Here is a 23,476-nt window from a genome sequence, read left to right as displayed (position 1 = left end):
CAGAGTTTTGCTTGTTTTCTTTTCGCAACATTAAGATAAGTGAAAATTCTGACATAGCAAAATCCAGAGTAACTTTTTGTTGCTCAGGCGCTTAAAATATTTAATTGATAATAGTGTTGCGGAATTAATGGAATAACCAGAAATGAAATTGAAAAGACATCTACTGACAGCTGCCCTGACACTCTTTTGCCTATCGGCAGCTAACGCCCAACTGCTAAGAACAACAGTGGAGCAAGGGGAAATTGAAGGTGTGGAACATGAAGGATTCGCCCTATACAAGGGAATCCCATACGCTGAAGCACCAGTGGGCAACCTCAGATGGAAAGCCCCAGTGAGCAAGAAGCCTTGGAAGGGAGTATTCAAAGCAGATAAATGGGGAGACCGTCCACCACAGCCCATTGACCCTAACCAAAATGGTGGAGAGCTGGGCATGAGCGAGGACTGCCTATACCTCAGTGTGGAAACGCCAGCCAAGAGTAAGAATGACAAACTCCCTGTTTTTGTGATGATTCATGGAGGAGCCTTTCTTACTGGCTCCTACAGTGGAACTCAGGAAAGCTTTGTCAAGGAAGGCATCATCTATTGCAGCATAGAATACCGCTTAGGAGCCTTGGGATTCATGGCACATCCAAAGCTGAGTAAGGAATCAGGCAAGAACATATCTGGTAACTATGGCATCCTTGATCAAGTGATGGCCTTAAAATGGATTCACGACAATATCGCTGCCTTCGGTGGAGACCCAGACAAGATTACCATTGCTGGAGAATCTGCCGGTGGTATCTCGGTAAGTATACTATGCGCCTCTCCCCTTGCCAAGGGACTCTTCCGAGGAGCCATCAGCGAAAGTGGTAGCTCCTTCTGGCCTGTGGGTGAAAGCAGAAATGGTAACACAGCCATGCTCACCTCCAAAGCGGCAGAAGCAGGTGGACTTCTCCTTCAAAAGAAACTCAAGGCTAAGAACTTGAAGCAGCTAAGAAAAGTTCCGGCTATGGACATCGTGAAGAATACCGCCTTTGAGTCTTTTTGGCCGAACGTTGACGGCTACTCCATCACCGATGACCAGTATAAGCTCTATGAAAAGGGAAGCTACAATGATGTAAATGTCATCATAGGAACCAACAGCGACGAAGGAAGTATGTTTAGCCGCCCTGTCAGTGTAAGTGACTATGAGAAAAGAATCCATGAGATATATGGAAGTTGGGCAGACCAGGTTCTCAGTCTCTATCCTGCCAAGACAGAGGAAGAAACCTACTTCGCTCAATCCGACATTTTCCGTGATGGCTCCTTTGCATGGGGAACGTATGCCTGGGCTAACCTGCAGAGCAAGACCGGCAAGGGCAAGGTGTATATGTATTACTTTGACCAAGACTCTGAGAACACCATCGTGAAAAGCCGCAAGGGAGGAGCGAGCCATGTGGCAGAGATGCCATTCATCTATGGCTATAAGTTTGGCTCTGGAAAGATGACCGAGACGGAGCAGCACATGGAACAAATCATGTCACGCTACTGGATCAACTTTACCAAGACTGGCAATCCAAATGGGGATAGCCTTCCTTTCTGGACTAGCTACCAGGAAGGTAAACCAACGGTGATGATTATGAAGGAAGGACTGCATTTGGGTCCTGTTCAAAATCAAAAGCAAATGGACTTCTTCGAGAAGTTCTTCAAGGAAAAAAGAAAATAATACGTCAAGTTCCAAGTGGCATTTCTCCCACTTGGAACTTTTTCATTAAAGAGATAAAACGCCCCTGTGGCAGCACACCTCACCTATTTTTTCTCTATCAAGCTGTTGCTGATATATTTTTCTTTTCAGACCTTTACATTTTACACATTTTCGAGGTTTTCTAAGCTTTCTCCGTTATCATCAGCACATGACTTTCGTCGCTCAATGTGGTGGCGAAGATATAGGTTTCGCCACCATCCTTCAGCTTCAATCGCTTGCGCAATTCTGCTACGGAGAGAGGGAAGTTGCGGGTAGCGATGTTTGCCTTAGTGATTCCTGACAGATGACGCTTCAACTCCTTCTTATTAAAGGAAGAGATGGCGATGATGCGGAAACTTCTGCCGGGGAAGGCTTCGATAGGCGCCTGGCTCACGAAGAGATGGCTGTTCTTGGAAAGCATCCTTGCATCATAGCGCTCGGAAAGAACACCGAAACAGCCGGCTTTCATCAACGAGGCATTCGGCTCGTAAAGATACTGCATCTCTTCAAGCGTGGATGGGGCTATCTTCACCGAAGAAGCCTCCATATCCGACTCTTCGCAGACGAAGGACTGGGCATCATTGACACAATAAATGCGGAGATTGCCCATATTTCGAGCAGAGAGCACTAAAAGGAGTTCCTTGCACTCATTGTTCACGGAGATAACATGAACCTCTTGTACGCAGTTTAATTCGCTTACCGCACGGTGCCAATCGAGCATCGGAGAGAGTTTGATGATGACGTAATCTGCCTTCGAAAGCATTTCTTCCTGCAAAAGGGTTACATCGGGCGTGCAATCTTTCAAAGATACAACCTTGTTGCCAGCATCGTCTCTACGGGCAGGATCTATGAAGATCAGCTTAAGACCAAGGTTGGTCTTAAGTAATGACTGAGACTGGTCTTCAGTTATGCCTAAAGAATCTGATGCAGCAGCCTCTTTCTTTGAAGCAAAAGAATGCAGAACCTCTATTCCGTCTCCATTCTTCACGATGGCATTCTTCAAACCCAACCGCCCAAAGTTTTCCTTTGCTACTTCACAGAGATGAGCCTGACGCTCCACATACATCGACTTTACACCCAATCGGGAAGCGATGTAAGAGAAGTCTACTCCGAAGCCGCCGGTCAGGTCAACAAACCCGGTTTCTTCAGAAAAATCTCCTTTATGAGGTTCTTCTTTTATTTCATTAACATTCTCTGCTGATTCTGTTAATATCTGTTGCTTTTTGCAAGTGGCTTCATTTTTGGCGAATTCTGAATCAACTGCCCCTTTGCCCGCAAATTCGCAAATTTCAGAAAGATGAAGATTTGAGGCGTTTTCGCTCTCCATCTCCTTTTCTTCTCCGTTTTCGGATGATGAAGGAGACAAACCGAGCAGTCGAGCAGCGAGTTCAGCCTTATAAAGTGCAGTTTGCTCTGACGAACATTGCTCCATCGAAATATGAGGGGGATAGATGATGCCATCGATGCTTGCCCAACGGGGCAGTTTCACACGAGCCATCTTTCGCCCACGAATCTGGTCGAGAGCGAAAGGCATATCTACCTCAGGATACTTGCTGCCGAGGAAAGCCAGCTGGCGAACGTCATCGTCCTGATGCTGGCGGATAAAATCGAGCGTTGCTTGGTTCATTATTTCTGTTGAGTGATTCGTCATTACATTACTTATTCTTAATAACCGCAAATTTACGATATTCTGATGAGATTACAAAATATTTCTCAGAATATCTGATAATTTACTCAAATTTCGCATGTAAACTCCCACGCCCTGAACCAACGGTCACCGGTGCGTAGCGGAAAGGTAAAGGGCAAAAGCTTTAAAAGACCGGGCAATATACAAAGCTTTTGCCCTTACAGGGCGCCTTGCTGATTGCCATTATACCCAGGGCGATGCCCTGGGAGGGCACTGAAAAAGTCCCTTCATGGGTTATGTTAGTTTAACATTCGATCTTTGAAATAGTGTACCCAAAAGTTGCATATGTGCAATATTTTTTGTATCTTTGTAGAAAAATACAAGGATTATGCTAGAGCAACAACAGACCATATCATTCAGTGATTATTCAAGTTTGTATGACTTGATTATCCCAAAAGACAACCTGCTCCGCCAGATTACTGACCTGGTGGACTTTAGTTTCGTATACCAGGAATTGCAGGACAAGTATTGTCATGACAATGGTCGTACAGCAGAGAGTCCTATCCGTATGTTTAAGTATCTTCTTTTAAAGGTAATCTATGACATATCGGATGTTGATGTTGTTGAACGTACTCGCTATGATATGTCGTTTAAGTACTTCTTGGGATTAACTCCTGAGGAGACTAATCTGATTAATCCTAGTTCCTTGACCAAATTCCGTCGACTTCGCCTGAAGAATATGGACCTGTTGGATCTTCTTATCAAGAAGACTGTTTCTATTGCTATAGAAGCAGGTGTCCTCAAGTCTAGAACCATCATTGTTGATGCAACCCATACGCATTCTCGTTCCAACCCTATCAGTGCAGCAAAGAGTTTGGAGTATTATTGCAAGGCCGTAATCAAGGTCGTTAATTCTGTAGATGACAGCATGGAATTGCCTGAGCTTCCAAAAGAAAAGAAGTATTCTTCTATCATGACTGCAGCCAAAACGATAGTTGCTACGGTGGAAGCTGATGCTGCAACTGCCAATATGCCTGCAGTCAAGGAGCGTCTCAATATGCTGAAAGAAACCATTTCAGACGCAGAGACCCGAGGCGTAATATCAAAGGATGAGGATGCCCGTACAGGACATAAAACAGCGCATTCTTCATTCTTTGGCTATAAGACGCATATAGCTATGAGCGATGAGAGAATTATCACCGCAGCTACCGTCACCTCCGGCGAGAAGGGTGATGGACAGCAATTGCCAGAATTGATAAAAAAGACAGAGGAAGCAGGAATGGAAGTTGATTCCATAGTAGCAGATAAGGCATATTCCAGCAAGGAGAATCTCAAAATGGCAAAGGAAAACAATATGCGCCTCTCTGCTCGTTTAAGCTCTGTAATTGACGGTAATCGAACAAACAAACTCCCTTTTGAATACAACAAGGATGCAGATCTGTACGTCTGCCCAGCAGGGCATCTGGCGAAATGGAAAGAGATGAATTATCGCAAAAATGACAAGCGTCACAGAAACTCCAGCATTACCTATTATTTTGATGTGGACAAATGCAAGGTCTGTCCATTACGTGAAGGTTGCTACAAGGAAGGAGCCAAGACAAAAACATATGCGATTACCATCAAATCGGATGAACAGTTGGAGCAAATCGAATATCAAAAAACAGAAGAGTTTATAAATCTTCAGAGGAAACGATACAAGATAGAAGCCAAAAACTCCGAACTTAAGAATGTCTTAGGATATGACAGAGCCCTGTCATACGGTTTGTCGTGCATGGAAATGCAGGGAGCTTTGACTATTTTCGCTGCAAATGTGAAGAGAATCATCAAATTGATGCAAAATGCATAAGGGGGGAAGTAGATTTCTCTATATATTGCCGAATTAAACGCCAGAAACGCTATAGAAAGCTATTTGGGGCTATATTCCTGTCCAAAAAAGTATTCCACTTTTAAAAGATGAAATGCTTCTTGGACAAGAATTAAAGTTCAAAAACAAGCTATGCAACTTAAAATTGGGTACCTTTTTCAGTGCCCTCCCTGGGCTAGGAGCTTCTGCCCTTACAGGGCGTATGGGGCAAAACTTGCGAAAGCTCAGTACATAACTATCGGAGATAGAACAACTGACTAGGAAAAACAGAAGGCTGGCAGAAGAAAAACAGCATACTGGCAAAAGGCAAACAGCCGACTAGCGCAACAGAGGCTAGTCGGCTGTTCCTGTATAACAGTTTGCCAAACATCCTTTCTCTTATTTCAAGAGAAGCATGGTTGGCAGGAATATCGCAATCAGCTCTTCACTCTTCACCTTTCCAACATAAAGAACTGAAACACAACACATTACATAGGTGAAGAGTTTTTCGGCACTCTTCACCCACTCTTCACCACTCTTCACCTTTTACGATTTTAGGAAAGGTATAAACGCAGAGCCGCTTAGCTGTCAACAGCCTAAAAAGGTGAAGGGCGGGTGAAGAGTAAAAAAACACTCTTCACCCGCCCAACTTCCTATCCTTCAACCACTTACACCCAAAAGGTGAAGAGTGAAGAGTTGTTGGGAAAATTCTCTCGCATCCGTAAAGATGCAGAGAGAAAATTCCGGTGTCTCAAAAGAAACGATGGATTAGTCAGCCAACTTAGCCTTCAAGAACTCACGGTTCAAGCGGGCGATGTTAGCGATAGACTCGTTCTTAGGACAAACAGCCTCGCAAGCACGAGTGTTTGTACAGTTACCGAATCCGAGCTCATCCATGCGTGCAATCATCTTCTTAGCACGGGTAGCAGCCTCTACACGACCCTGTGGGAGAAGTGCCAGCTGGCTAACCTTTGAGCTAACGAAGAGCATAGCAGAACCATTCTTACATGCAGCAACACAAGCACCGCAACCGATACATGTAGCGCAATCCATTGCCTCGTCTGCATTCTCCTTAGGAATCAGAATAGCGTTGGCATCCTGAGCCTGACCTGTACGAATGCTGGTGTAACCACCTGCCTGGATGATCTTGTCGAATGCTGAACGGTCTACCATACAGTCCTTGATGATAGGGAAACCAGCAGAACGCCAAGGCTCAACGGTGATAACATCGCCATCGTTGAAACGACGCATGTAGAGCTGACATGTTGTAGCACCACGCTCAGTCTTACCGTGAGGTGTACCATTAATATAGAGAGAGCACATACCGCAGATACCCTCGCGGCAGTCGTGGTCGAAGACGAAAGGCTCCTGACCTGACTCGATGAGCTCCTCGTTCAAGATGTCGAGCATCTCGAGGAATGAAGTATCATCTGGGATGTTCTTCATCTCATGTGTATCGAAGTGACCCTGTGCTGTAGGACCGTCCTGCTTCCAATACTTAACTGTGAAACTTATATTTCTTGCCATTGTCTTGTTCGCTTTTTAATTCTTGTAATTTCTTGTCTGTACCTTAATTGCCTCATACTCGAGAGGTTCCTTGTTGAGCACTGGAGCAGTTGTATCATTGCCCTGATACTCCCAGCAGCCTACGTAGAAGAAGTGCTCATCATCACGCTTAGCCTCGCCTTCCTCTGTCTGGTACTCCTCACGGAAGTGACCACCACAGCTCTCGTTGCGGTGCAATGCATCGTAAGCGATCAACTCGCCCATCAAGATGAAGTCACGCAAGTGGATAGCCTTATCCAACTCTACGTTCAAGCCTTCCTTCTTGCCAGGGATGAAGAGGTTCTTATTGAATTCCTCGCGGAGAGCCTTCATCTTCTTCAAGCCTTCCTCAAGACCTTCCTTGGTACGACCCATACCTACGTGCTCCCAAAGGATGTGACCCAACTCCTTGTGGATAGAATCTACAGAGCGCTTGCCCTGGATACCCATCAGGCGGTCGATTTCCTTCTGAACACCTGCCTCTGCCTCTGCGAACTCTGGGAGATCGGTAGAGAGCTTTGGCCACAATGCCTGGTCGGCCAAGTAGTTCTGGATGGTGTATGGCAATACGAAATAACCGTCAGCCAAACCCTGCATCAAAGCAGATGCACCAAGACGGTTAGCACCGTGGTCAGAGAAGTTACACTCACCAATAGCGAAGAGACCTGGGATAGTGGTCATCAACTCGTAGTCAACCCAGATACCACCCATTGTATAGTGGATAGCAGGGAAGATCATCATTGGATTGTAGTACTTCACGCCGTTAATCTCGTTAGCCAACTCACCTGGGTTAACATCAGTAATCTCCTCATACATATCGAAGAGGTTGCCATAACGCTGCAGGATAACGTCGATACCGAGACGGTTGATAGACTCAGAGAAGTCGAGGAATACGGCAAGACCTGTGTTGTTGACACCGAAGCCCTTGTCGCAACGCTCCTTAGCTGCACGAGAAGCCACGTCACGAGGAACCAGGTTACCGAATGCTGGGTAACGGCGCTCCAAGTAGTAGTCGCGGTCTTCCTCAGGAATATCAGAACCCTTCTTTGTACCAGCCTGCAATGCCTTAGCATCCTCAATCTTCTTAGGAACCCAGATACGACCATCGTTACGGAGTGACTCTGACATCAAAGTCAACTTACTCTGGTTTGTACCGTGAACAGGGATACATGTAGGGTGAATCTGAACGTAAGATGGGTTAGCGAAGTCAGCACCCTTGCGGTAGCACTGGATAGCTGCTGTACAGTTACAACCCATAGCGTTTGTAGAGAGGAAGTAAGCGTTACCATAACCACCGGTAGCGATAACTACGGCGTTGGCAGAGAAACGCTCCAACTTACCTGTAATCAAATTCTTAGCGATGATACCACGAGCGTGACCGTCAACGATCACAAGATCCTCCATCTCGTAACGGGTGAAGAGCTTAACCTTACCTGCCTCAATCATGCGGCTCAAAGAAGAGTAAGCACCGAGGAGGAGCTGCTGACCTGTCTGACCCTTAGCATAGAATGTACGAGATACCTGAGCACCACCGAAAGAACGGTTAGCCAGCATACCACCATACTCACGAGCGAAAGGAACGCCCTGAGCTACGCACTGGTCGATGATGTCGTTGCTCACCTCAGCCAAACGGTAAACGTTAGCCTCACGAGCACGGTAGTCACCACCCTTTACAGTATCGTAGAACAGACGGTAAACAGAGTCACCATCATTCTGATAATTCTTAGCTGCATTGATACCACCCTGTGCTGCGATAGAGTGAGCACGACGTGGAGAGTCCTGGATGCAGAAGTTCAAGATATTGAAGCCCATCTCGCCGAGAGATGCAGCAGCAGAAGCACCTGCCAAACCTGTACCTACAACGATAACGTCGAGCTTTAACTTATTCTTTGGGTTAACCAAACGCTGGTGAGCCTTATAGTTGGTCCACTTCTCAGCAACTGGTCCTTCAGGTATTCTAGAATTTAATGTTTTTGCCATAATCTTTTTTAATACTTAAATGATTACACGAATTATGCGCAGCACAAAGATGGAGCGCAACCGAAAGCGAATGCCAATACAACTACGATGAAGAGGAGAAGCAGGATGGTAGAGTAAATCATACCGATCATCTTCCAACGGCAGAACCAAGTCTTACCGCTCCAACCGAGAGTCTGAATAGCACTCCAGAAACCGTGAGTGAGGTGGAACCAAAGAGCTACCAACCAGATGATGTAGAGAACTACGAACACTGGGTTAGCGAAGGTGTCCTGAATGAATGCGAAGCCGTCTGATGGGCAGTGGCCGAAGCTTGTACCCAAAAGCTCTGCAAACATCATGTTGTACCAGAAATTAAAGAGGTGAAGCAACAAACCGAGAACGATGATGATACCGAGCACCAACATGTTCTGACTAGCCCACTCTACTTTCTCTGGCTTTGCTGTTACCTCGTAACGCTGGTTACCGCGAGCACGACGGTTCTGTGCTGTCAGGATGAAAGCGTAAACGATGTGACAAACTGCCAAAGCTGCCAAACCCAAAGTTGCAACTACGGCGTACCAGTTAGCACCCAACAACTCGCAAATCATGTTGTAAGCATCTCCTGAGAAGAGAGCAACAACATTCATGCAACCGTGGAATGTCAAGAATAGAATAAGAGCGATACCAGTTACTGACATCACTACCTTTCTACCAATAGATGAATTGATTAACCACATAAATGATTGAAATTTAATTATTTAACTGTTTGAAACTAATTTATATTCCACACTTTTCGTCCCTGCAATACCTATTTTTTGGCATTCTGCAATCCTCATTTCTAGGTATATTTTCGCAAGTCTGCTGCAAAATTACTATATTTTAATGATTTATCAAAGTATTTTTGCTAAAATTTCGATTTTATTTCTTACTTTTGCCGAAAATTAGAAAAAATATAGATTAAACGAAGTATGAAATTCAATTATGACGTGCTCGTTATCGGTGGAGGACATGCCGGATGCGAGGCTGCTGCAGCCTCTGCAAACATGGGTGCCAAAACCTGTTTGATAACGATGGATATGAACAAGATTGGTCAGATGAGTTGCAACCCCGCCATCGGAGGTATTGCCAAGGGACAGATTGTGCGCGAAATCGATGCTTTGGGCGGACAGATGGGTATCGTAACGGATAAAACCGCCATCCAGTTCCGAATGCTCAACATCGGCAAGGGTCCTGCCGTATGGAGCCCCCGTGCCCAATGCGACAGAGGAAAGTTTATCTGGGAATGGAGAACCATCCTCGACCATACCGACAACCTCGACATCTGGCAAGACCAGGCTGACGAACTGCTCGTAGCTAACGGAGAAGCCATCGGCGTAAAAACCATCTGGGGAGCCGAATTCTATGCCAAGAGCATCATCATCACCGCTGGAACATTCCTCAACGGACTGATGCATATAGGAAGAAAGATGGTAGAAGGCGGAAGATGCGCCGAACCTGCCGTACACAACTTTACGGAGAGCATCACCCGATGGGGTATCACTACAGCCAGAATGAAAACCGGAACTCCGGTCAGAATTGACAAGAGAAGTGTTCATTTCGAAGATATGGAAGAACAGCCGGGTGACAGCGATTTCCACCAGTTCTCTTACATGGGAGAACATCGGGTTCTGAAACAATTGCCTTGCTGGACTTGCTACACCAACAAGAAGGTACACGAAACTTTAAAAAGCGGTCTCGCTGATTCACCTTTATATAATGGACAGATTCAGAGTACCGGTCCACGTTACTGTCCAAGCATCGAAACCAAGCTCGTTACCTTCCCCGACAAGGATCAGCATCCGCTCTTCCTGGAACCGGAAGGCGAAGATACGAACGAGATGTATCTGAACGGTTTTTCTTCGAGCATGCCGATGGATATCCAGCTGAATGCACTTCACGAGATTCCTGCTTTGAGAGATGCCAAGATTTACAGACCGGGATACGCCATTGAATACGATTACTTCGACCCTACCCAACTCAAACATTCACTGGAGTCGAAAATCATCAAAGGTCTCTTCTTTGCCGGACAGGTGAACGGAACCACCGGTTATGAGGAAGCAGGAGGACAGGGAACCGTGGCCGGAATCAACGCAGCCTTGCATTGCGTTGGCGACAAAACATTCGAGATGAACCGCGATGAGAGTTATATCGGCGTACTCATCGATGATCTCACCACAAAGGGAGTTGACGAGCCATACCGTATGTTTACCTCCAGAGCCGAATACCGCATCCTGCTCCGTCAGGACGATGCCGATGCCCGACTCACCGAAAAAGCATACGAACTCGGAATTGCCAAGCGCGACCGTTACGACTGGTGGATAGAGAAAAAAGAAGCCATCGGAAGAATCATCGAATTTTGCGCCAACTATCCTATCAAGAAGGATGAGATAAATCCAAAACTGGAGGCGCTCGGCACTACTCCACTTCGCGCCGGCTGCAAGCTCATCGACCTCATCGCTCGTCCGCATCTGAATCTCACGAATCTTTCGGAGATTATTCCGGACTTGAAGGCTGCGCTGGATGCACCAGCTAACCGAAAGGAAGAGATAGCGGAAGCTGCAGAAATCAAGATGAAGTACAAAGGTTACATCGAACGAGAGCGTCTCATTGCCGACAAGATGCACCGTTTGGAAGATATCAAAATCAAGGGCCGTTTCAACTATTCCGAGCTCCACGAAATCTCCACAGAAGGACGCCAGAAACTCGAGCGCATCGACCCGGAAACTTTGGCACAGGCAAGCCGAATTCCGGGCGTATCACCAAGCGATATCAACGTGATGCTTGTATTACTCGGAAGATAAGCCGTTTCACAGCGAGACACAAGGGAATTCCTAATGTTTCACGTGAAACAGACTATCAACAAAACATTTGATGCTCAACCGCTTAAGAAAGGTTGCATCAAGTGTTTTGCGGTTAAAGTAAAACTTCAGCAATTCGTGAAACAAAAGCGGATAAAATCGAGCAAAAGGCAAAAATAAACGGGCAAAAAGCCCATAAAAAGGAACAAGAAAAAAGAACAAAATAAGTATCAATTTAAAGCATAAAAAGTAATGAACAATCAGCTATTATTAGACAATCTGCGTTGCATTCCAGATTGGCCAATCAAGGGTGTAAACTTCCGCGACGTTTCAACCCTTTTCAAGAATCCTGCATCTTTAAAAGAGATCAGCGATGAGATGTATGAACTCTACAAAGACAAAGGAATCACCAAGATTGTAGGCATCGAATCACGCGGTTTCGTAATGTCTTCTGCCCTTGCTATTCGTCTCGGAGCCGGCGTAGTTTTATGCCGCAAACCGGGCAAACTTCCATGCAAAACCGTACAGGAAAGTTATGCTAAGGAATATGGCATGGATACCATCGAAATCCACGAAGATGCCATCAATGAGAACGACATCGTACTCCTCCACGACGACCTCCTTGCCACCGGTGGAACCATGAAAGCAGCATGCGACCTGGTAAAGAAATTCCATCCGAAAAAGGTATATGCCAACTTCATCATCGAACTCGTAAACGAGAATTTCGAAGGCAGAAACTCCTTTGATCCAGACGTTGAAGTAACTACTTTATTACAGTTATAAGCAGCAAAAATACTGCGAGAAATACTGCGAGAATGCAGCAAGAAAGCAGCAAGGAAGCAGTAAAAGACACTAGAGCGTTGCCGTTTCACGTGAAACAGTAACGCTCATTTTCCCTTTAAAAACAAGTAAAAATATGACGAAACAAGAGAATGAGGAGCGCTTGGCAAGGCTTAAAAACATCGTTTTAAGTATGCCGGAAAAGCCAGGAAGCTACCAATATTACGACGAAAATCATACGATTATATATGTGGGAAAGGCAAAAAATCTGAAGAGAAGAGTATCTTCCTACTTCCATAAAGAGGTAGACAGATACAAGACAAAGGTGCTTGTTTCTAAGATCCACGACATATCTTATACGGTCGTAAACACAGAAGAAGACGCACTTTTGCTCGAAAACAGCCTGATCAAAAAGTATAATCCAAGATACAATGTCCTGCTGAAAGACGGCAAGACATACCCCTCTATATGCGTAACAAACGAGTATTTTCCACGCATTTTCAAGACTCGTCATATCAATAAAAAAGTGGGAACCTTCTTCGGTCCTTACCCTCATATCGGCAGCATGTATGCCGTTTTAGAGGTCATCAAGAAGCTTTATAAGCCCCGCACCTGCAGAATGCCTATCACCAGAGAAGGCGTTGCTGAAGGCAGATACAAGCCGTGTCTGGAGTATCATATCCACAACTGCGGAGCACCCTGCATCAACAAGCAGAGCTATGAAGAATATCAGGAAAACATGCGCCAGGCACGTGAAATTCTGAAGGGAAACACGCGGGAAGTAAGCAAATATCTCTACGATTTGATGATGAAAAATGCCGAACTTCTACGTTTTGAAATAGCCGAAGAATATAAGAAAAAGTACCAATTACTGGATGAATTTGAGGCAAAAAGCGAGGTGGTAAGCCATACAATTACGGATGTAGATGTCTTCACCATCGTAAATGATGATGCCAACAAAAACGCCTTCATCAACTATATTCACGTAAAAAACGGCACCATCAACCAGAGCTTCACCTACGAATATAAACGTAAACTGGAGGAGAGCGACGAGGAACTTCTGATTACTGCCATTCCGGAAATCAGAGAGCGTTTCCACTCCACATCGAAGGAAATAATCGTGCCCTTCGAAATGGAATGGAAGCTGAAAGATGCCACCTTCTTCGTACCCCAGAGAGGTGACAAAAAGCACCTTCTGGAGCTGTCGGAAATGAACTGCAAGCAGTATAAATTCGACCGTCTGAAGCAGGCAGAAAAGCTCAATCCGGAGCAGAAACAGACCCGATTGATGAAGGAATTACAAGCAAAACTGAAGCTTCAAAAGCTGCCTTATCAGATAGAATGTTTCGATAATTCCAACATATCCGGTACTGATGCCGTGGCAGGTTGCATCGTATATAAAGGTATGAAACCATCCAGAAAAGACTATAGGAAATACAACATTAAGACGGTAGAAGGGCCGGATGATTACGCATCCATGCAAGAGGTGGTAAGACGCCGGTACAGTCGCATGATAGAGGAAGAAACTGCACTTCCAGACCTCATTATTACCGATGGCGGAAAGGGGCAGATGGACGTAGTAAGAGAGGTTATTGTTGACGAATTACACCTGGATATTCCTATCGCAGGACTGGCCAAAGACGACCGGCACAGAACCAACGAACTCCTCTTCGGATTCCCTCCTCAAACCATCGCCCTACCACCAGAAAGTGAGCTGTTCAAGGTTCTGACGCAGATACAGGATGAGGTGCACAGATACGCCATCACCTTCCATCGCGACAAGCGCAGCAAGCATGCTCTTCACTCAGAATTAGACGATATCAAAGGCATCGGTCCGAAGGCTAAAGAAGCCCTGCTGAGCAAGTTTAAGAGCGTGAAAAAGATGAAAGAAGCATCCTTGGAACAACTTTCAGAAGTATTAGGTCCTCATAAGGCAGAAATTCTTTCAAAATATTTCGGAGAAAAAGGCGAGAATATGAAATAAAAGTTGTATATTTGCAGTTCAAACTATACTATATATATTAATAATAAGAAGAAGAACAGAACCGAAGCAAGCATTCCACAAATGCTAATCATAAAGTTCAATGTTCAACATTCAAAGTTCAAAGTAGTAATATGAGAATCGTAATACAGCGTGTCTCTCACGCCTCAGTTACCATCGAAGGAGAGGTTAAATCTGCCATCAGGCAAGGCTACCTGATCCTTCTGGGAATAGAGGAAAGCGACACTTCAGAAGATGTAGACTGGCTGGTCAGAAAGGTAATCGGACTCCGTGTTTTCGACGACGAAAACCATGTTATGAACCGCTCTATCATGGATATAAATGGTGAGATTCTGGTCATCAGCCAGTTCACCCTATTCGCCAGCTACAAGAAAGGAAACCGCCCAAGCTGGCTCAGAGCAGCCAAGCACGAAATCAGCGTTCCACTCTATGAGGAGTTCTGCAAAAAGCTATCCGATGCACTCGGAAAGCCAGTAGGAACAGGCGAATTTGGTGCCGATATGAAGGTAGATTTACGGAACGATGGACCGGTAACCATCATGATGGATACTCACAACAAGGAATAATGCCCTACCCTGAAAGAAAGGCATCTTTCCCCATAAAAGAATTAGGAAGATGACAATAAAAGAAGCACAAGAAGCTGTAGATCAGTGGATTAAAGAATATGGCGTACGCTATTTCAGCGAACTTACCAATATGGCTTGCCTCACAGAAGAAGTGGGCGAACTGGCACGCGTCATTGCCCGAACATACGGCGAACAGAGTTTTAAGAAAGGCGAGAAACCTAACTTAGGCGAAGAAATGGCCGATGTTCTTTGGGTGCTTATCTGCCTGGCAAATCAGACAGGGGTTGACTTGACAGAAGAACTCCAGAAGAGTTTTGACAAGAAGACCAAAAGGGATTCTGAAAGGCATAAAAACAATCCGAAACTATCTGAGCATCAGGAAGATAAAGAACAAGATAATAAGAATTAAAATTGCTATTCATATAAAAACTTAACTTTAATAATTATATAAATAACATTAAGTATGAGCAGTATTAAAGAACAGGTTCTTGCACAGCAGGGACAGTATAAAGAGTCAGACGACAAGTATTTATCAGTTTTGAAGCAGTACAACTGCGACCTCAATGACGAGGAAGTAGCTGCTGCAGTAAAGAAGATTCTCGATGAAAAGGTAGCAGAGAATGAGACCATGGAGGTCAAGAAGTTCCTCTTCGGTAGCATCGAGTTGACTTCTCTCCATACAGAAGATACAGAAGAAAGCATCCTGAAGATGATTGAAAAGGTGAACCAGTTTGCCAAGGATTATCCTCAGCTTCCTCACGTAGCAACCGTATGTACCTACCCTAACTTTGCCGGCCTTATCAGCCAGAGTCTGGAGGTTGACGGCGTAGAAATCGCTGTAGTAAGTGGCAATTTCCCATCCTCTCAGACCTTTATCGAGGTAAAGATTGCAGAAACCGCTATGGCTATCAAGGATGGTGCTACAGAGGTGGATATCGTAATGCCTGTTGGCAAGTTCTTCAGCGAAGATTACGAGGGTCTCTGCGATGATATTCAGGAACTTAAGGAGACATGCGGTGAGCATAAGATGAAGTGCATTCTGGAGACAGGCGACCTGAAGAATTGCAGCAACATCATGAAGGCTTCTATCCTCGCAATGTACTCAGGTTCTGACTATATCAAAACCTCAACAGGCAAGGAGAAGGTCTCAGCTACCCCTGAGGCAGCATACGTTATGTGCCAGGCTATCAAGGCATATTACGAAAAGACTGGCATTCAGATTGGTTTCAAGCCTGCAGGTGGTATCAATACCGTTCATGATGCCGTGGTTTACTACACCATCGTGAAGGAAGTTTTGGGCGAGAAATGGCTGACCAACCAGTGGTTGCGCCTCGGCACATCACGCCTGGCTAACCTCCTCTTGAGCGAAATTCTTGGCAAGGAGATTAAATACTTCTAAAGAAAAGTAACTGATTATCAACAGAATACAAAAAATGCAAAGGGTTGATTCTCTCTGAGAACCAACCCTTTTTATATTATGTTTTCTCTTCAATTTTTATATTAAGCTTTTCTTTCAATCACAAAATCCAAGTAAGCCTTCAAGGCATTGTAAATATCCTTATCCTCCACATAAGTATCGAGGAAATTCATGGCTTCGGCATGGAAATCCCACATGCGCTTATCCGCATATTCAATACCTCCGTTTTCCTTTGTAAATGCCACTAACTGAGCTATTTCATCAGCCGTCACAGTATGAGCCTTTACCTTTCTGGCAAGCTTCATCATCTCCTCATCACCGGTAGACTTCAAAGCATATATTACAGGCAAAGTCAGTTTTCCTTCAACCATATCATTACCAGTAGGTTTACCTATCTCCTTGGAATCATAATAATCAAAGATATCATCACGGATCTGGAAGATGATGCCCAAGTTCTGTCCGAAACGCTTCGCCTCTTCAATCTGCAGTTCTGAAGCATTGGCAGAGATCGCTCCGATACCGGCGCAAGCCTCAAAGAGAGCAGCCGTTTTCTGCTTAATCACCTGATAATAAATATCTTCCGATATCTCTTCATTACTGATACTATTGAGCTGAAGAATCTCACCATTAGACAGGATACGTCCCAACTCAGCAAGATAACGCACGATTTCCTCTGAATGCGAATAAGATACATGAAGCAAGGCGGTGGAAAGAATGAAATCGCCCACAAGCACAGCCACCTTATTATTATAAGTAGCATTCACGCTAGCCTGTCCGCGGCGCTCTCCACTCTCATCAACCACATCATCATGTACCAGCGAAGCGGTATGAAGAAGCTCCAGACCTACCGCAGAATGCTGGGTAACACTGGAAACCTTTCCAAAATTACGTGCCATCAACAAGATGAGTATAGGGCGCATACGTTTTCCAGCGCGCTGACGGATGTGGTCGAGCACCTGGGAAAGGAGGCCATCGCTATGCATAAGAGACTTGTTGAACAAATCTATAAAATCTGCTAATTCTGCCTCTATAGGCAGCTTAATAAGTGATAAATAGTCCATTATATGTGAGTAAATCTACTTAATTTCTGAAATTTGTTACAAAATTAATCAATTCTTCTTGAAATATCGCATTTTTTTAGTAATTTTACACCACAAAAATGAATATTATGGATAAATTGTTCCTTTTAGACGCGTATGCGCTCATTTATAGGTCGTATTACGCCTTTATGAAAGCCCCTCGAATCAATTCGAAGGGACTCAATACTTCGTGTGTAATGGGTTTCTGCAATACCCTCAACGAGATACTTACCAAGGAGAAACCTACCCATATTGCGGTGGCTTTCGACCATGGCAAGACCTTCCGTCATGAGGCTTTCCCTGCATATAAAGCTCAACGAGAAGAGACACCGGAAGACATCAAACTCTCTGTGCCTATCATCAAAAATATCCTGGAGGCATATCATATCCCTATCCTTCAGGTAGATGGTTTCGAGGCGGATGATATCATTGGAACAGTTGCCTTGAAGGCAGGTGAAAAGGGGATGGAAACCTACATGCTCACACCCGACAAGGATTACGCACAACTGGTTCGTAACAATGTTTTCATGTTCCGTCCTCGTCATGGCGGTGGATACGAAAAGTTGGGCGTACAGGAAATTGAAGAGAAATACAGCATCACTTCCCCACTCCAGGTTATCGACCTCCTTGCTCTGATGGGCGACTCAGCTGATAACTTCCCAGGCTGTCCGGGCGTGGGAGAAAAGACAGCCATCAAACTTATCAACGAGTTCGGTAGTGTAGAAGGTCTTATCGAGAACTCTTCTCAAGTGAAAGGCAAGCTCCGCGAAAAAGTGGAGGGTGCTGTAGAAGATATCAGGATGTCAAAGTTCCTGGCAACCATACGAACCGATGTTCCGGTAGAGATCAAGATGGAAGATTTGAAACGGGTAGAGCCAGACAATACAAAATTGGATGAAATCTTCACCGAGTTGGAGTTTAAGTCGTTTGCCAACCGAGTTCTTAACAAACCTAAAAAGGTGCAAACAAAACCTACAGGAGAACTCGATTTATTTGGCGCACAGCAAGCCGACGGGCAGGAAGAGTCAAAAAACGCGAGTTTTGAGACCCTTAAAACGACACCTCATTCATATAAACTCATTGATACAGAAGGAGTTGCAAAGAAACTTTGTGACTATTTATTGACATTCAATATTCTCAGTCTAGACACAGAGACCACATCTACCGCTGCTATTGATGCAGAATTGGTGGGTTTGAGCTTTGCCGTAAAGGAAAAAGAGGCTTTCTACGTAGCAATTCCGGCAAATCGTGAAGAAGCCTTAAAAATCGTAAACATCTTCAAACCTCTCTACGAGAACCCGGAAATCCTGAAAGTGGGGCAGAACATCAAATACGATTACGAGGTGTTGATGAACTACGGCATAGAAATTCAGGGCAAGATGTTCGATACGATGCTCGCCCACTATCTCATCCAGCCAGAACTTTACCACAACATGGATTACTTGGCAGAAGTATTCCTCAACTATCAGACCATTCACATCGAAGAACTGATTGGTCCGAAGGGAAAGAACCAGAAATCGATGCGCGATCTCGCCCCATCAGACATTTACGAATATGCTGCCGAAGATGCCGACATCACCTTGAGATTGAAAAATGTGCTCGAACCAAAACTCAAAGAGATAGATTGTGAAGATCTGTTCTGGAATGTAGAAATGCCGCTTGTACCTGTTTTAGCCCACATGGAGATGACGGGAGTATGCATCGACACCGATACCCTGAAGGAAACATCCGAGAAACTCACCAACCGCCTCAATGAGATAGAACATCATATCTATGAGTTGGCAGGCGAATCGTTCAATATCGCTTCCCCACGCCAGGTTGGAGAAATACTCTTCGGAAAGATGAAGATTGTGGAGAAGCCTAAGAAGACGAAGACGGGCCAGTACGTAACAAGCGAAGAAGTTCTTCAGCAGCTGCGCAGCAAGAGTCCAATCATCGATGAGATACTGAACTACAGAGGTTTAAAGAAACTTTTGGGAACCTATATAGATGCCCTTCCAAAGCTTATCAACTCTCGCACCGGTCACATTCATGCCTCTTTCAACCAAGCCATCACAGCCACAGGACGTCTTTCTTCAAGTGATCCAAACCTGCAGAATATTCCTGTACGCGATGACGATGGCAAGGAGATACGCAGATGCTTCATCCCAGAACCAGGCTGCCTGTTCTTCTCTGCCGACTATTCACAGATAGAACTTCGCATCATGGCACACCTGAGCCAGGATCCAAACATGGTAGAAGCATTCCGTGAAGGCTCTGATATTCATGCAGCTACAGCTGCCAAGATTTGGCACGAAGACATCAAAGAAGTAACAGATGCACAGCGCAAGAAGGCAAAAACTGCCAACTTCGGCATCATCTACGGCATCACGACCTTCGGTCTTGCCCAACGCATGAACATCGAAAACCGAGAGGCAAAGCAGATCATAGAAGACTACTTCCGCACCTTCCCTGGTGTTCAGGCTTACATGGAGAAGGCAAAGGAAATGGCAAGAGAGAAAGGCTATGCCGAAACCCTCTTCCACCGCCGTCGCTACCTGCCAGACATCAACAGCAAGAATGGTACTGTAAGAGGATTTGCCGAGCGCAATGCCATCAATGCCCCTATCCAGGGCTCTGAGGCAGACATCATCAAAGTGGCTATGATCCGCATCTTCAACCGATTCAGAGCAGAAGGCATCAGGAGCAAGATGATTATCCAGGTGCATGACGAACTCAATTTCTCCGTATATCCGGAAGAGAAGGAAAAGGTAGAGAAGATTGTGGTAGAAGAGATGCAGAACGCCTACCAGCTCAGTGTGCCTCTGGTTGCTGATGCCGGATGGGGAAACAACTGGCTAGAAGCACATTAGAAAAACCAGAAAGCGGCCGCAGAAACCGCAAGGCAACTTAAATAAAAAGAAGCTCGCAAGATACCAAACAATCATCTTGCGAGCTTTTCTTTTTCGAGATGTTTCACATGAAACAATCAAATCTTCTATCAAAACACCACTAAAAAGACAAATAACTCCTTTATTCACAAGTACATCTAGAAATCTTTGTTTATTTAGATTAAAAAGGATAATAAAATTATAATATTTTCAAATTTATTTGGTTCTTACAGAAATAAAGTGTATATTTGCATTATAAATCAGAAAGATATGCAAACGCACCTGTCTGATTAAAAGTGAATAGATAACACTAATCAATCAAATTAAGAAAGAAAGGAACATTATGAAGAAATATGTTTGCGACGTGTGTGGTTGGATTTATGATCCAGAAGTAGGTGATCCAGAGGGCGGCATCGCTCCAGGTACAGCATTCGAAGACATCCCAGATGATTGGGTTTGCCCTCTTTGCGGAGTAGGCAAGGAAGATTTCAGCCCTGTAGAGGAATAAGGCTCTTTTGGAGGAATCACCCGAAGGAAATCCTCACAAAGGAATCATCTGAATGAAATGCCTGATATTCAGGCAACACATTCATAAAATAATAGGAGGAACCATTATGACAAAAGTTAGAGAAATCTACCGCTGCCAGATTTGTGGCAATGTAGTAGAAGTTGTAAACCCAGGAGCCGTGCTCAGTTGCTGTGGCGAGCCGATGAAGCTGATGAAGGAAAACACCAGTGATGGCGCAAAAGAGAAGCACGTGCCTGTGATAGAACCTATTGAGGGCGGCTATCGCGTAACAGTAGGAAGTGTGGAGCATCCGATGCTTCCAGAGCATTACATCCAATGGATAGAATTGCTCACCCCTACCGATGTGCTTCGTCACGAGTTGAAGCCAGGCGAAAAGCCTGAAGCTATCTTCCTGACCAACGCAGAAGCCAAGGATGTTACGGCTCGAGAATACTGCAATCTCCACGGATTGTGGAAGGGGGTAATTGAAGGATAAAAACCATCATACCAACAAAAGGTCTCATGTTGTTTTCCCAATGTAGGGAATATGACATGAGACCTTTTTAACTTTATTTGCATCTTGTTTCTACCACAGTAACTACTCATGCCCATAGGGGTGCTGAGCAAAATGATCACCATAATTCTAAGAAATTCATCGCACAACAACTGAACTACGCCCGCACATCAGCTGTTATGCATGCGCACAACAGGTGATGTGCGGTTGCAGAAGGTATCTTTTCCAGCAACTTATCCTATCTCTTCCAGCATCTTATCCTATATATCCCAAAGACTTATGTAATATTTTCCAAACACCTCTCCCGTATATTCCAGCGTCTTCACCTATATCGTTGCACTTCCTCAAGCGTTTCTGTCGGTTTACCATCGTTGATTCTTCCCTCATCTATGATTTTTAGTTAATTTCCCACGATTTCTTCGTATCTTTCATTTATAATGTGTAACTTTGCATCAAATATATTTAAACGTTTTAAATAAAGCAACATAACAATGGCAAAGAACAATAAGCAGACAGTTGGTCAAAACGGCAACAGCGCCAAGAAGACCACCAGGAAAAAAAAGAAGAGATTTCCATCCAGCAGCAAACGAATTCATCTTCGAACAGAGAATCCGTCACTAATCGCTCAAATCAGCCAAAGGATTTGGTAGCCCAAGGAATATCTTTCCTCTCAGGCTTAGCAGAGACCTTGAAGTCGCCAGAAGCCACTGCCCAACTGGTTGATTCCATCGTTGAGAAAGACGAGCAGACAGGCGAAACCTCCATCAAGATTCCTATAGAGAGCAAAGAGACTGTCTCTAATCTCTTGAATCTCATCGGCAAGTTGTTTGCAAAATAAGTCATGGGTAAAAAGAAACATAAGCATCAAGGACATTATTGCAAGATGTGTGGAGAGTATAAATCCAACGAGTCGTTCAGTGGTAAAGGACACAGACTGCACATCTGCAAGAAATGTATATCAATAAGAAATAAGGCTAAAAAAGAAAAGAAACGTTTAGAACATGATAGAATTAACGAAGTCTCAGAAGAAAACAGCTCGCAAGCTCATTAATTTGGGCTTGCAGCGAGAGTGTGCCAAGTTCATGCAATCCACCAAAAATTTCATGAACAAGAACGCATCAGCAGAGGATGCACACGATGCATACCTCAAACTATATGATAAGGTATACCAATTCGACAAGCATATCGCTCGCCGATACGATGGGATGTCAGGAGGTAGATATTACATCACCGTATGTTACCTATACTATGACGGAGTATTGACTGACGAAGACATCCGAGAGTTTGACGATGAGCTATATAACAGTTTGAAAGAAGCCAAGAAGTCTTTTCAAAATTAAACGATATGAGTTACACAGAATATTCTTGTAGCAGACTAACTTTTAAAGCTTGCATAATAGAATCCTTAAAAGAAAACGACGTTTTCTGTATAAAGACACCTGTTGGGAGTTTTCAAATGACGAAAGGAGATTTTTACAAATCTTTTCCAAATGTTATCCAAACAAAAAGTTACAGAGAACAAGGAGTGTATAGTTACACGAAGACTCCCCAAAAAGCCAATAAATACTTGTTTGAACGAAATGAGACGAAAAACATTGGTTTAAAATCAAAACAAACAACTCCAGATTTGGTCGGTGATAATATACGAAGAAAAATCAAGGAAATTGGTCAACTATGGCGTTCTTCAGAATTCAACCCTAAAATATCAAAAGAAACATTAGATTATTGGAACAAAATCATTAATGACTGGGTGGATGCCAAAGACATGCCATTAATTGTTCGAAAAGACATTAAATTCCGAGGTCAATCTTTCATACATCCTACAGGAAGAGAAATTATAGTTTCTGACAATACATTTGCAATCTGGGTATATGGTCAAGTTATGAAACAACATACCCCAACATTGAAAGAAATTAAAGAAATGCTTCAAAACAATATGATTCCTATGCTGTTTATGCAAACTAAAGATAGCAAACAAAAAGCAAAGTATTCCAAGCCTTTAGGAACAGATGCTTTACAAGGATGGAAGCTATGTCACATTGAACCTATCGGTTTTAACAGTTCAAAAAGCATAAATGAAATAGATATACATTCTATAGAAGAGCATTTCCGTAAATATGCGAACCCATACAATATGTTTGTTCTACCAAAAGAAATTGGAGATTTAGGAGAGATACAAGTATTTATTGATGAGCAAAGAAGGAAATAAATAACCTTTTCCTTGCTA

Annotated in this window: 20 protein-coding genes; 14 read left to right on the top strand and 6 right to left on the bottom strand. The window is 44.2% G+C overall.

The window, feature by feature from the left end; all coding sequences use genetic code 11:
* Nucleotides 1-142: 142 nt before the first annotated feature.
* Nucleotides 143-1,684 carry a carboxylesterase/lipase family protein gene (locus tag KUA46_RS13205; protein WP_218487884.1) on the top strand — a complete coding sequence of 514 codons (1,542 nt, stop codon included), beginning with the start codon at nt 143-145 and terminating at the stop codon, nt 1,682-1,684.
* Between the two features lie 160 nt (nt 1,685-1,844).
* Here KUA46_RS13205 and KUA46_RS13200 read toward each other — a convergent pair whose 3' ends face one another.
* On the bottom strand, nt 1,845-3,329 hold the full coding sequence (locus tag KUA46_RS13200) for a class I SAM-dependent methyltransferase (RefSeq protein WP_218487885.1): 1,485 nt from the start codon (nt 3,327-3,329) through the stop codon (nt 1,845-1,847).
* Nucleotides 3,330-3,717: 388 nt separating this feature from the next.
* Between KUA46_RS13200 and KUA46_RS13195 the strand changes: the two genes are divergently transcribed.
* Nucleotides 3,718-5,175, top strand: a complete 1,458-nt coding sequence (locus KUA46_RS13195; protein WP_218487978.1) for an IS1182 family transposase — start codon at nt 3,718-3,720, stop codon at nt 5,173-5,175.
* Between the two features lie 396 nt (nt 5,176-5,571).
* On the opposite strand, the gene KUA46_RS13190 is transcribed toward KUA46_RS13195, so the two are convergent.
* The 4 genes from KUA46_RS13190 to KUA46_RS13175 all read right to left on the bottom strand — a co-directional run bounded on the left by KUA46_RS13190 (nt 5,572) and on the right by KUA46_RS13175 (nt 9,413).
* The gene (locus KUA46_RS13190) at nt 5,572-5,715 is read right to left on the bottom strand and encodes a hypothetical protein (protein WP_218487624.1); all 144 of its coding nucleotides are present in this window, start codon (nt 5,713-5,715) and stop codon (nt 5,572-5,574) included.
* Nucleotides 5,716-5,940: 225 nt separating this feature from the next.
* Complete coding sequence (locus KUA46_RS13185) at nt 5,941-6,699, bottom strand: succinate dehydrogenase/fumarate reductase iron-sulfur subunit (RefSeq protein ID WP_089543082.1); 759 nt, start codon at nt 6,697-6,699, stop codon at nt 5,941-5,943.
* 15 nt (nt 6,700-6,714) lie between these two features.
* The gene (locus KUA46_RS13180; RefSeq protein ID WP_022120109.1) at nt 6,715-8,697 is read right to left on the bottom strand and encodes a fumarate reductase/succinate dehydrogenase flavoprotein subunit; all 1,983 of its coding nucleotides are present in this window, start codon (nt 8,695-8,697) and stop codon (nt 6,715-6,717) included.
* A 32-nt stretch (nt 8,698-8,729) separates the two neighbouring features.
* A complete protein-coding gene (locus KUA46_RS13175; RefSeq protein WP_006848916.1) occupies nt 8,730-9,413 on the bottom strand; it encodes a succinate dehydrogenase/fumarate reductase cytochrome b subunit in 684 nt (227 codons plus the stop codon).
* Nucleotides 9,414-9,644: 231 nt separating this feature from the next.
* On the opposite strand from KUA46_RS13175, the gene mnmG reads away from it, so the two are divergent.
* From mnmG to deoC, 6 genes are all read left to right on the top strand, one after another.
* Nucleotides 9,645-11,516, top strand: coding sequence for a tRNA uridine-5-carboxymethylaminomethyl(34) synthesis enzyme MnmG (mnmG, locus tag KUA46_RS13170; RefSeq protein ID WP_218487623.1), 1,872 nt, complete (start codon nt 9,645-9,647; stop codon nt 11,514-11,516).
* Nucleotides 11,517-11,765: 249 nt separating this feature from the next.
* Complete coding sequence (locus KUA46_RS13165) at nt 11,766-12,296, top strand: adenine phosphoribosyltransferase (RefSeq protein WP_117695105.1); 531 nt, start codon at nt 11,766-11,768, stop codon at nt 12,294-12,296.
* Between the two features lie 133 nt (nt 12,297-12,429).
* On the top strand, nt 12,430-14,277 hold the full coding sequence (gene uvrC / locus KUA46_RS13160) for an excinuclease ABC subunit UvrC (protein WP_218487622.1): 1,848 nt from the start codon (nt 12,430-12,432) through the stop codon (nt 14,275-14,277).
* Nucleotides 14,278-14,408: 131 nt separating this feature from the next.
* Entirely contained in the window at nt 14,409-14,861 is a 453-nt protein-coding gene (gene dtd, locus KUA46_RS13155) for a D-aminoacyl-tRNA deacylase (protein WP_218487621.1), read from the top strand.
* A 49-nt stretch (nt 14,862-14,910) separates the two neighbouring features.
* Nucleotides 14,911-15,270 carry a nucleotide pyrophosphohydrolase gene (locus KUA46_RS13150; protein ID WP_153139043.1) on the top strand — a complete coding sequence of 120 codons (360 nt, stop codon included), beginning with the start codon at nt 14,911-14,913 and terminating at the stop codon, nt 15,268-15,270.
* 54 nt (nt 15,271-15,324) lie between these two features.
* Complete coding sequence (gene deoC / locus KUA46_RS13145; RefSeq protein WP_022120117.1) at nt 15,325-16,260, top strand: deoxyribose-phosphate aldolase; 936 nt, start codon at nt 15,325-15,327, stop codon at nt 16,258-16,260.
* Between the two features lie 101 nt (nt 16,261-16,361).
* Here the strand turns inward: deoC and KUA46_RS13140 are convergent, their stop codons facing one another.
* A complete protein-coding gene (locus KUA46_RS13140; protein WP_022120118.1) occupies nt 16,362-17,339 on the bottom strand; it encodes a polyprenyl synthetase family protein in 978 nt (325 codons plus the stop codon).
* 107 nt (nt 17,340-17,446) lie between these two features.
* Between KUA46_RS13140 and polA the strand changes: the two genes are divergently transcribed.
* From polA to KUA46_RS13110, 6 genes are all read left to right on the top strand, one after another.
* Nucleotides 17,447-20,209: a DNA polymerase I gene (polA, locus tag KUA46_RS13135; protein ID WP_218487620.1), complete on the top strand. Its 2,763-nt coding sequence runs from the start codon at nt 17,447-17,449 to the stop codon at nt 20,207-20,209.
* 361 nt (nt 20,210-20,570) lie between these two features.
* Nucleotides 20,571-20,735 (top strand): rubredoxin, encoded by a 165-nt coding sequence (rd, locus tag KUA46_RS13130; protein ID WP_022120120.1) that lies wholly within the window; start codon nt 20,571-20,573, stop codon nt 20,733-20,735.
* 106 nt (nt 20,736-20,841) lie between these two features.
* Complete coding sequence (locus KUA46_RS13125) at nt 20,842-21,231, top strand: desulfoferrodoxin (protein WP_022120121.1); 390 nt, start codon at nt 20,842-20,844, stop codon at nt 21,229-21,231.
* A 661-nt stretch (nt 21,232-21,892) separates the two neighbouring features.
* The gene (locus KUA46_RS13120) at nt 21,893-22,087 is read left to right on the top strand and encodes a hypothetical protein (RefSeq protein ID WP_181976486.1); all 195 of its coding nucleotides are present in this window, start codon (nt 21,893-21,895) and stop codon (nt 22,085-22,087) included.
* Nucleotides 22,088-22,250: 163 nt separating this feature from the next.
* Complete coding sequence (locus KUA46_RS13115) at nt 22,251-22,589, top strand: hypothetical protein (RefSeq protein ID WP_218487619.1); 339 nt, start codon at nt 22,251-22,253, stop codon at nt 22,587-22,589.
* 5 nt (nt 22,590-22,594) lie between these two features.
* Complete coding sequence (locus KUA46_RS13110; protein ID WP_153093628.1) at nt 22,595-23,458, top strand: hypothetical protein; 864 nt, start codon at nt 22,595-22,597, stop codon at nt 23,456-23,458.
* The last annotated feature ends 18 nt before the right edge of the window (nt 23,459-23,476 follow it).

The sequence above is a fragment of the Segatella copri genome, assembly GCF_019249765.2.
GTDB classification, from domain to species: domain Bacteria; phylum Bacteroidota; class Bacteroidia; order Bacteroidales; family Bacteroidaceae; genus Prevotella; species Prevotella copri_K.
This window is presented reverse-complemented; position numbering and strand designations above follow the sequence as displayed.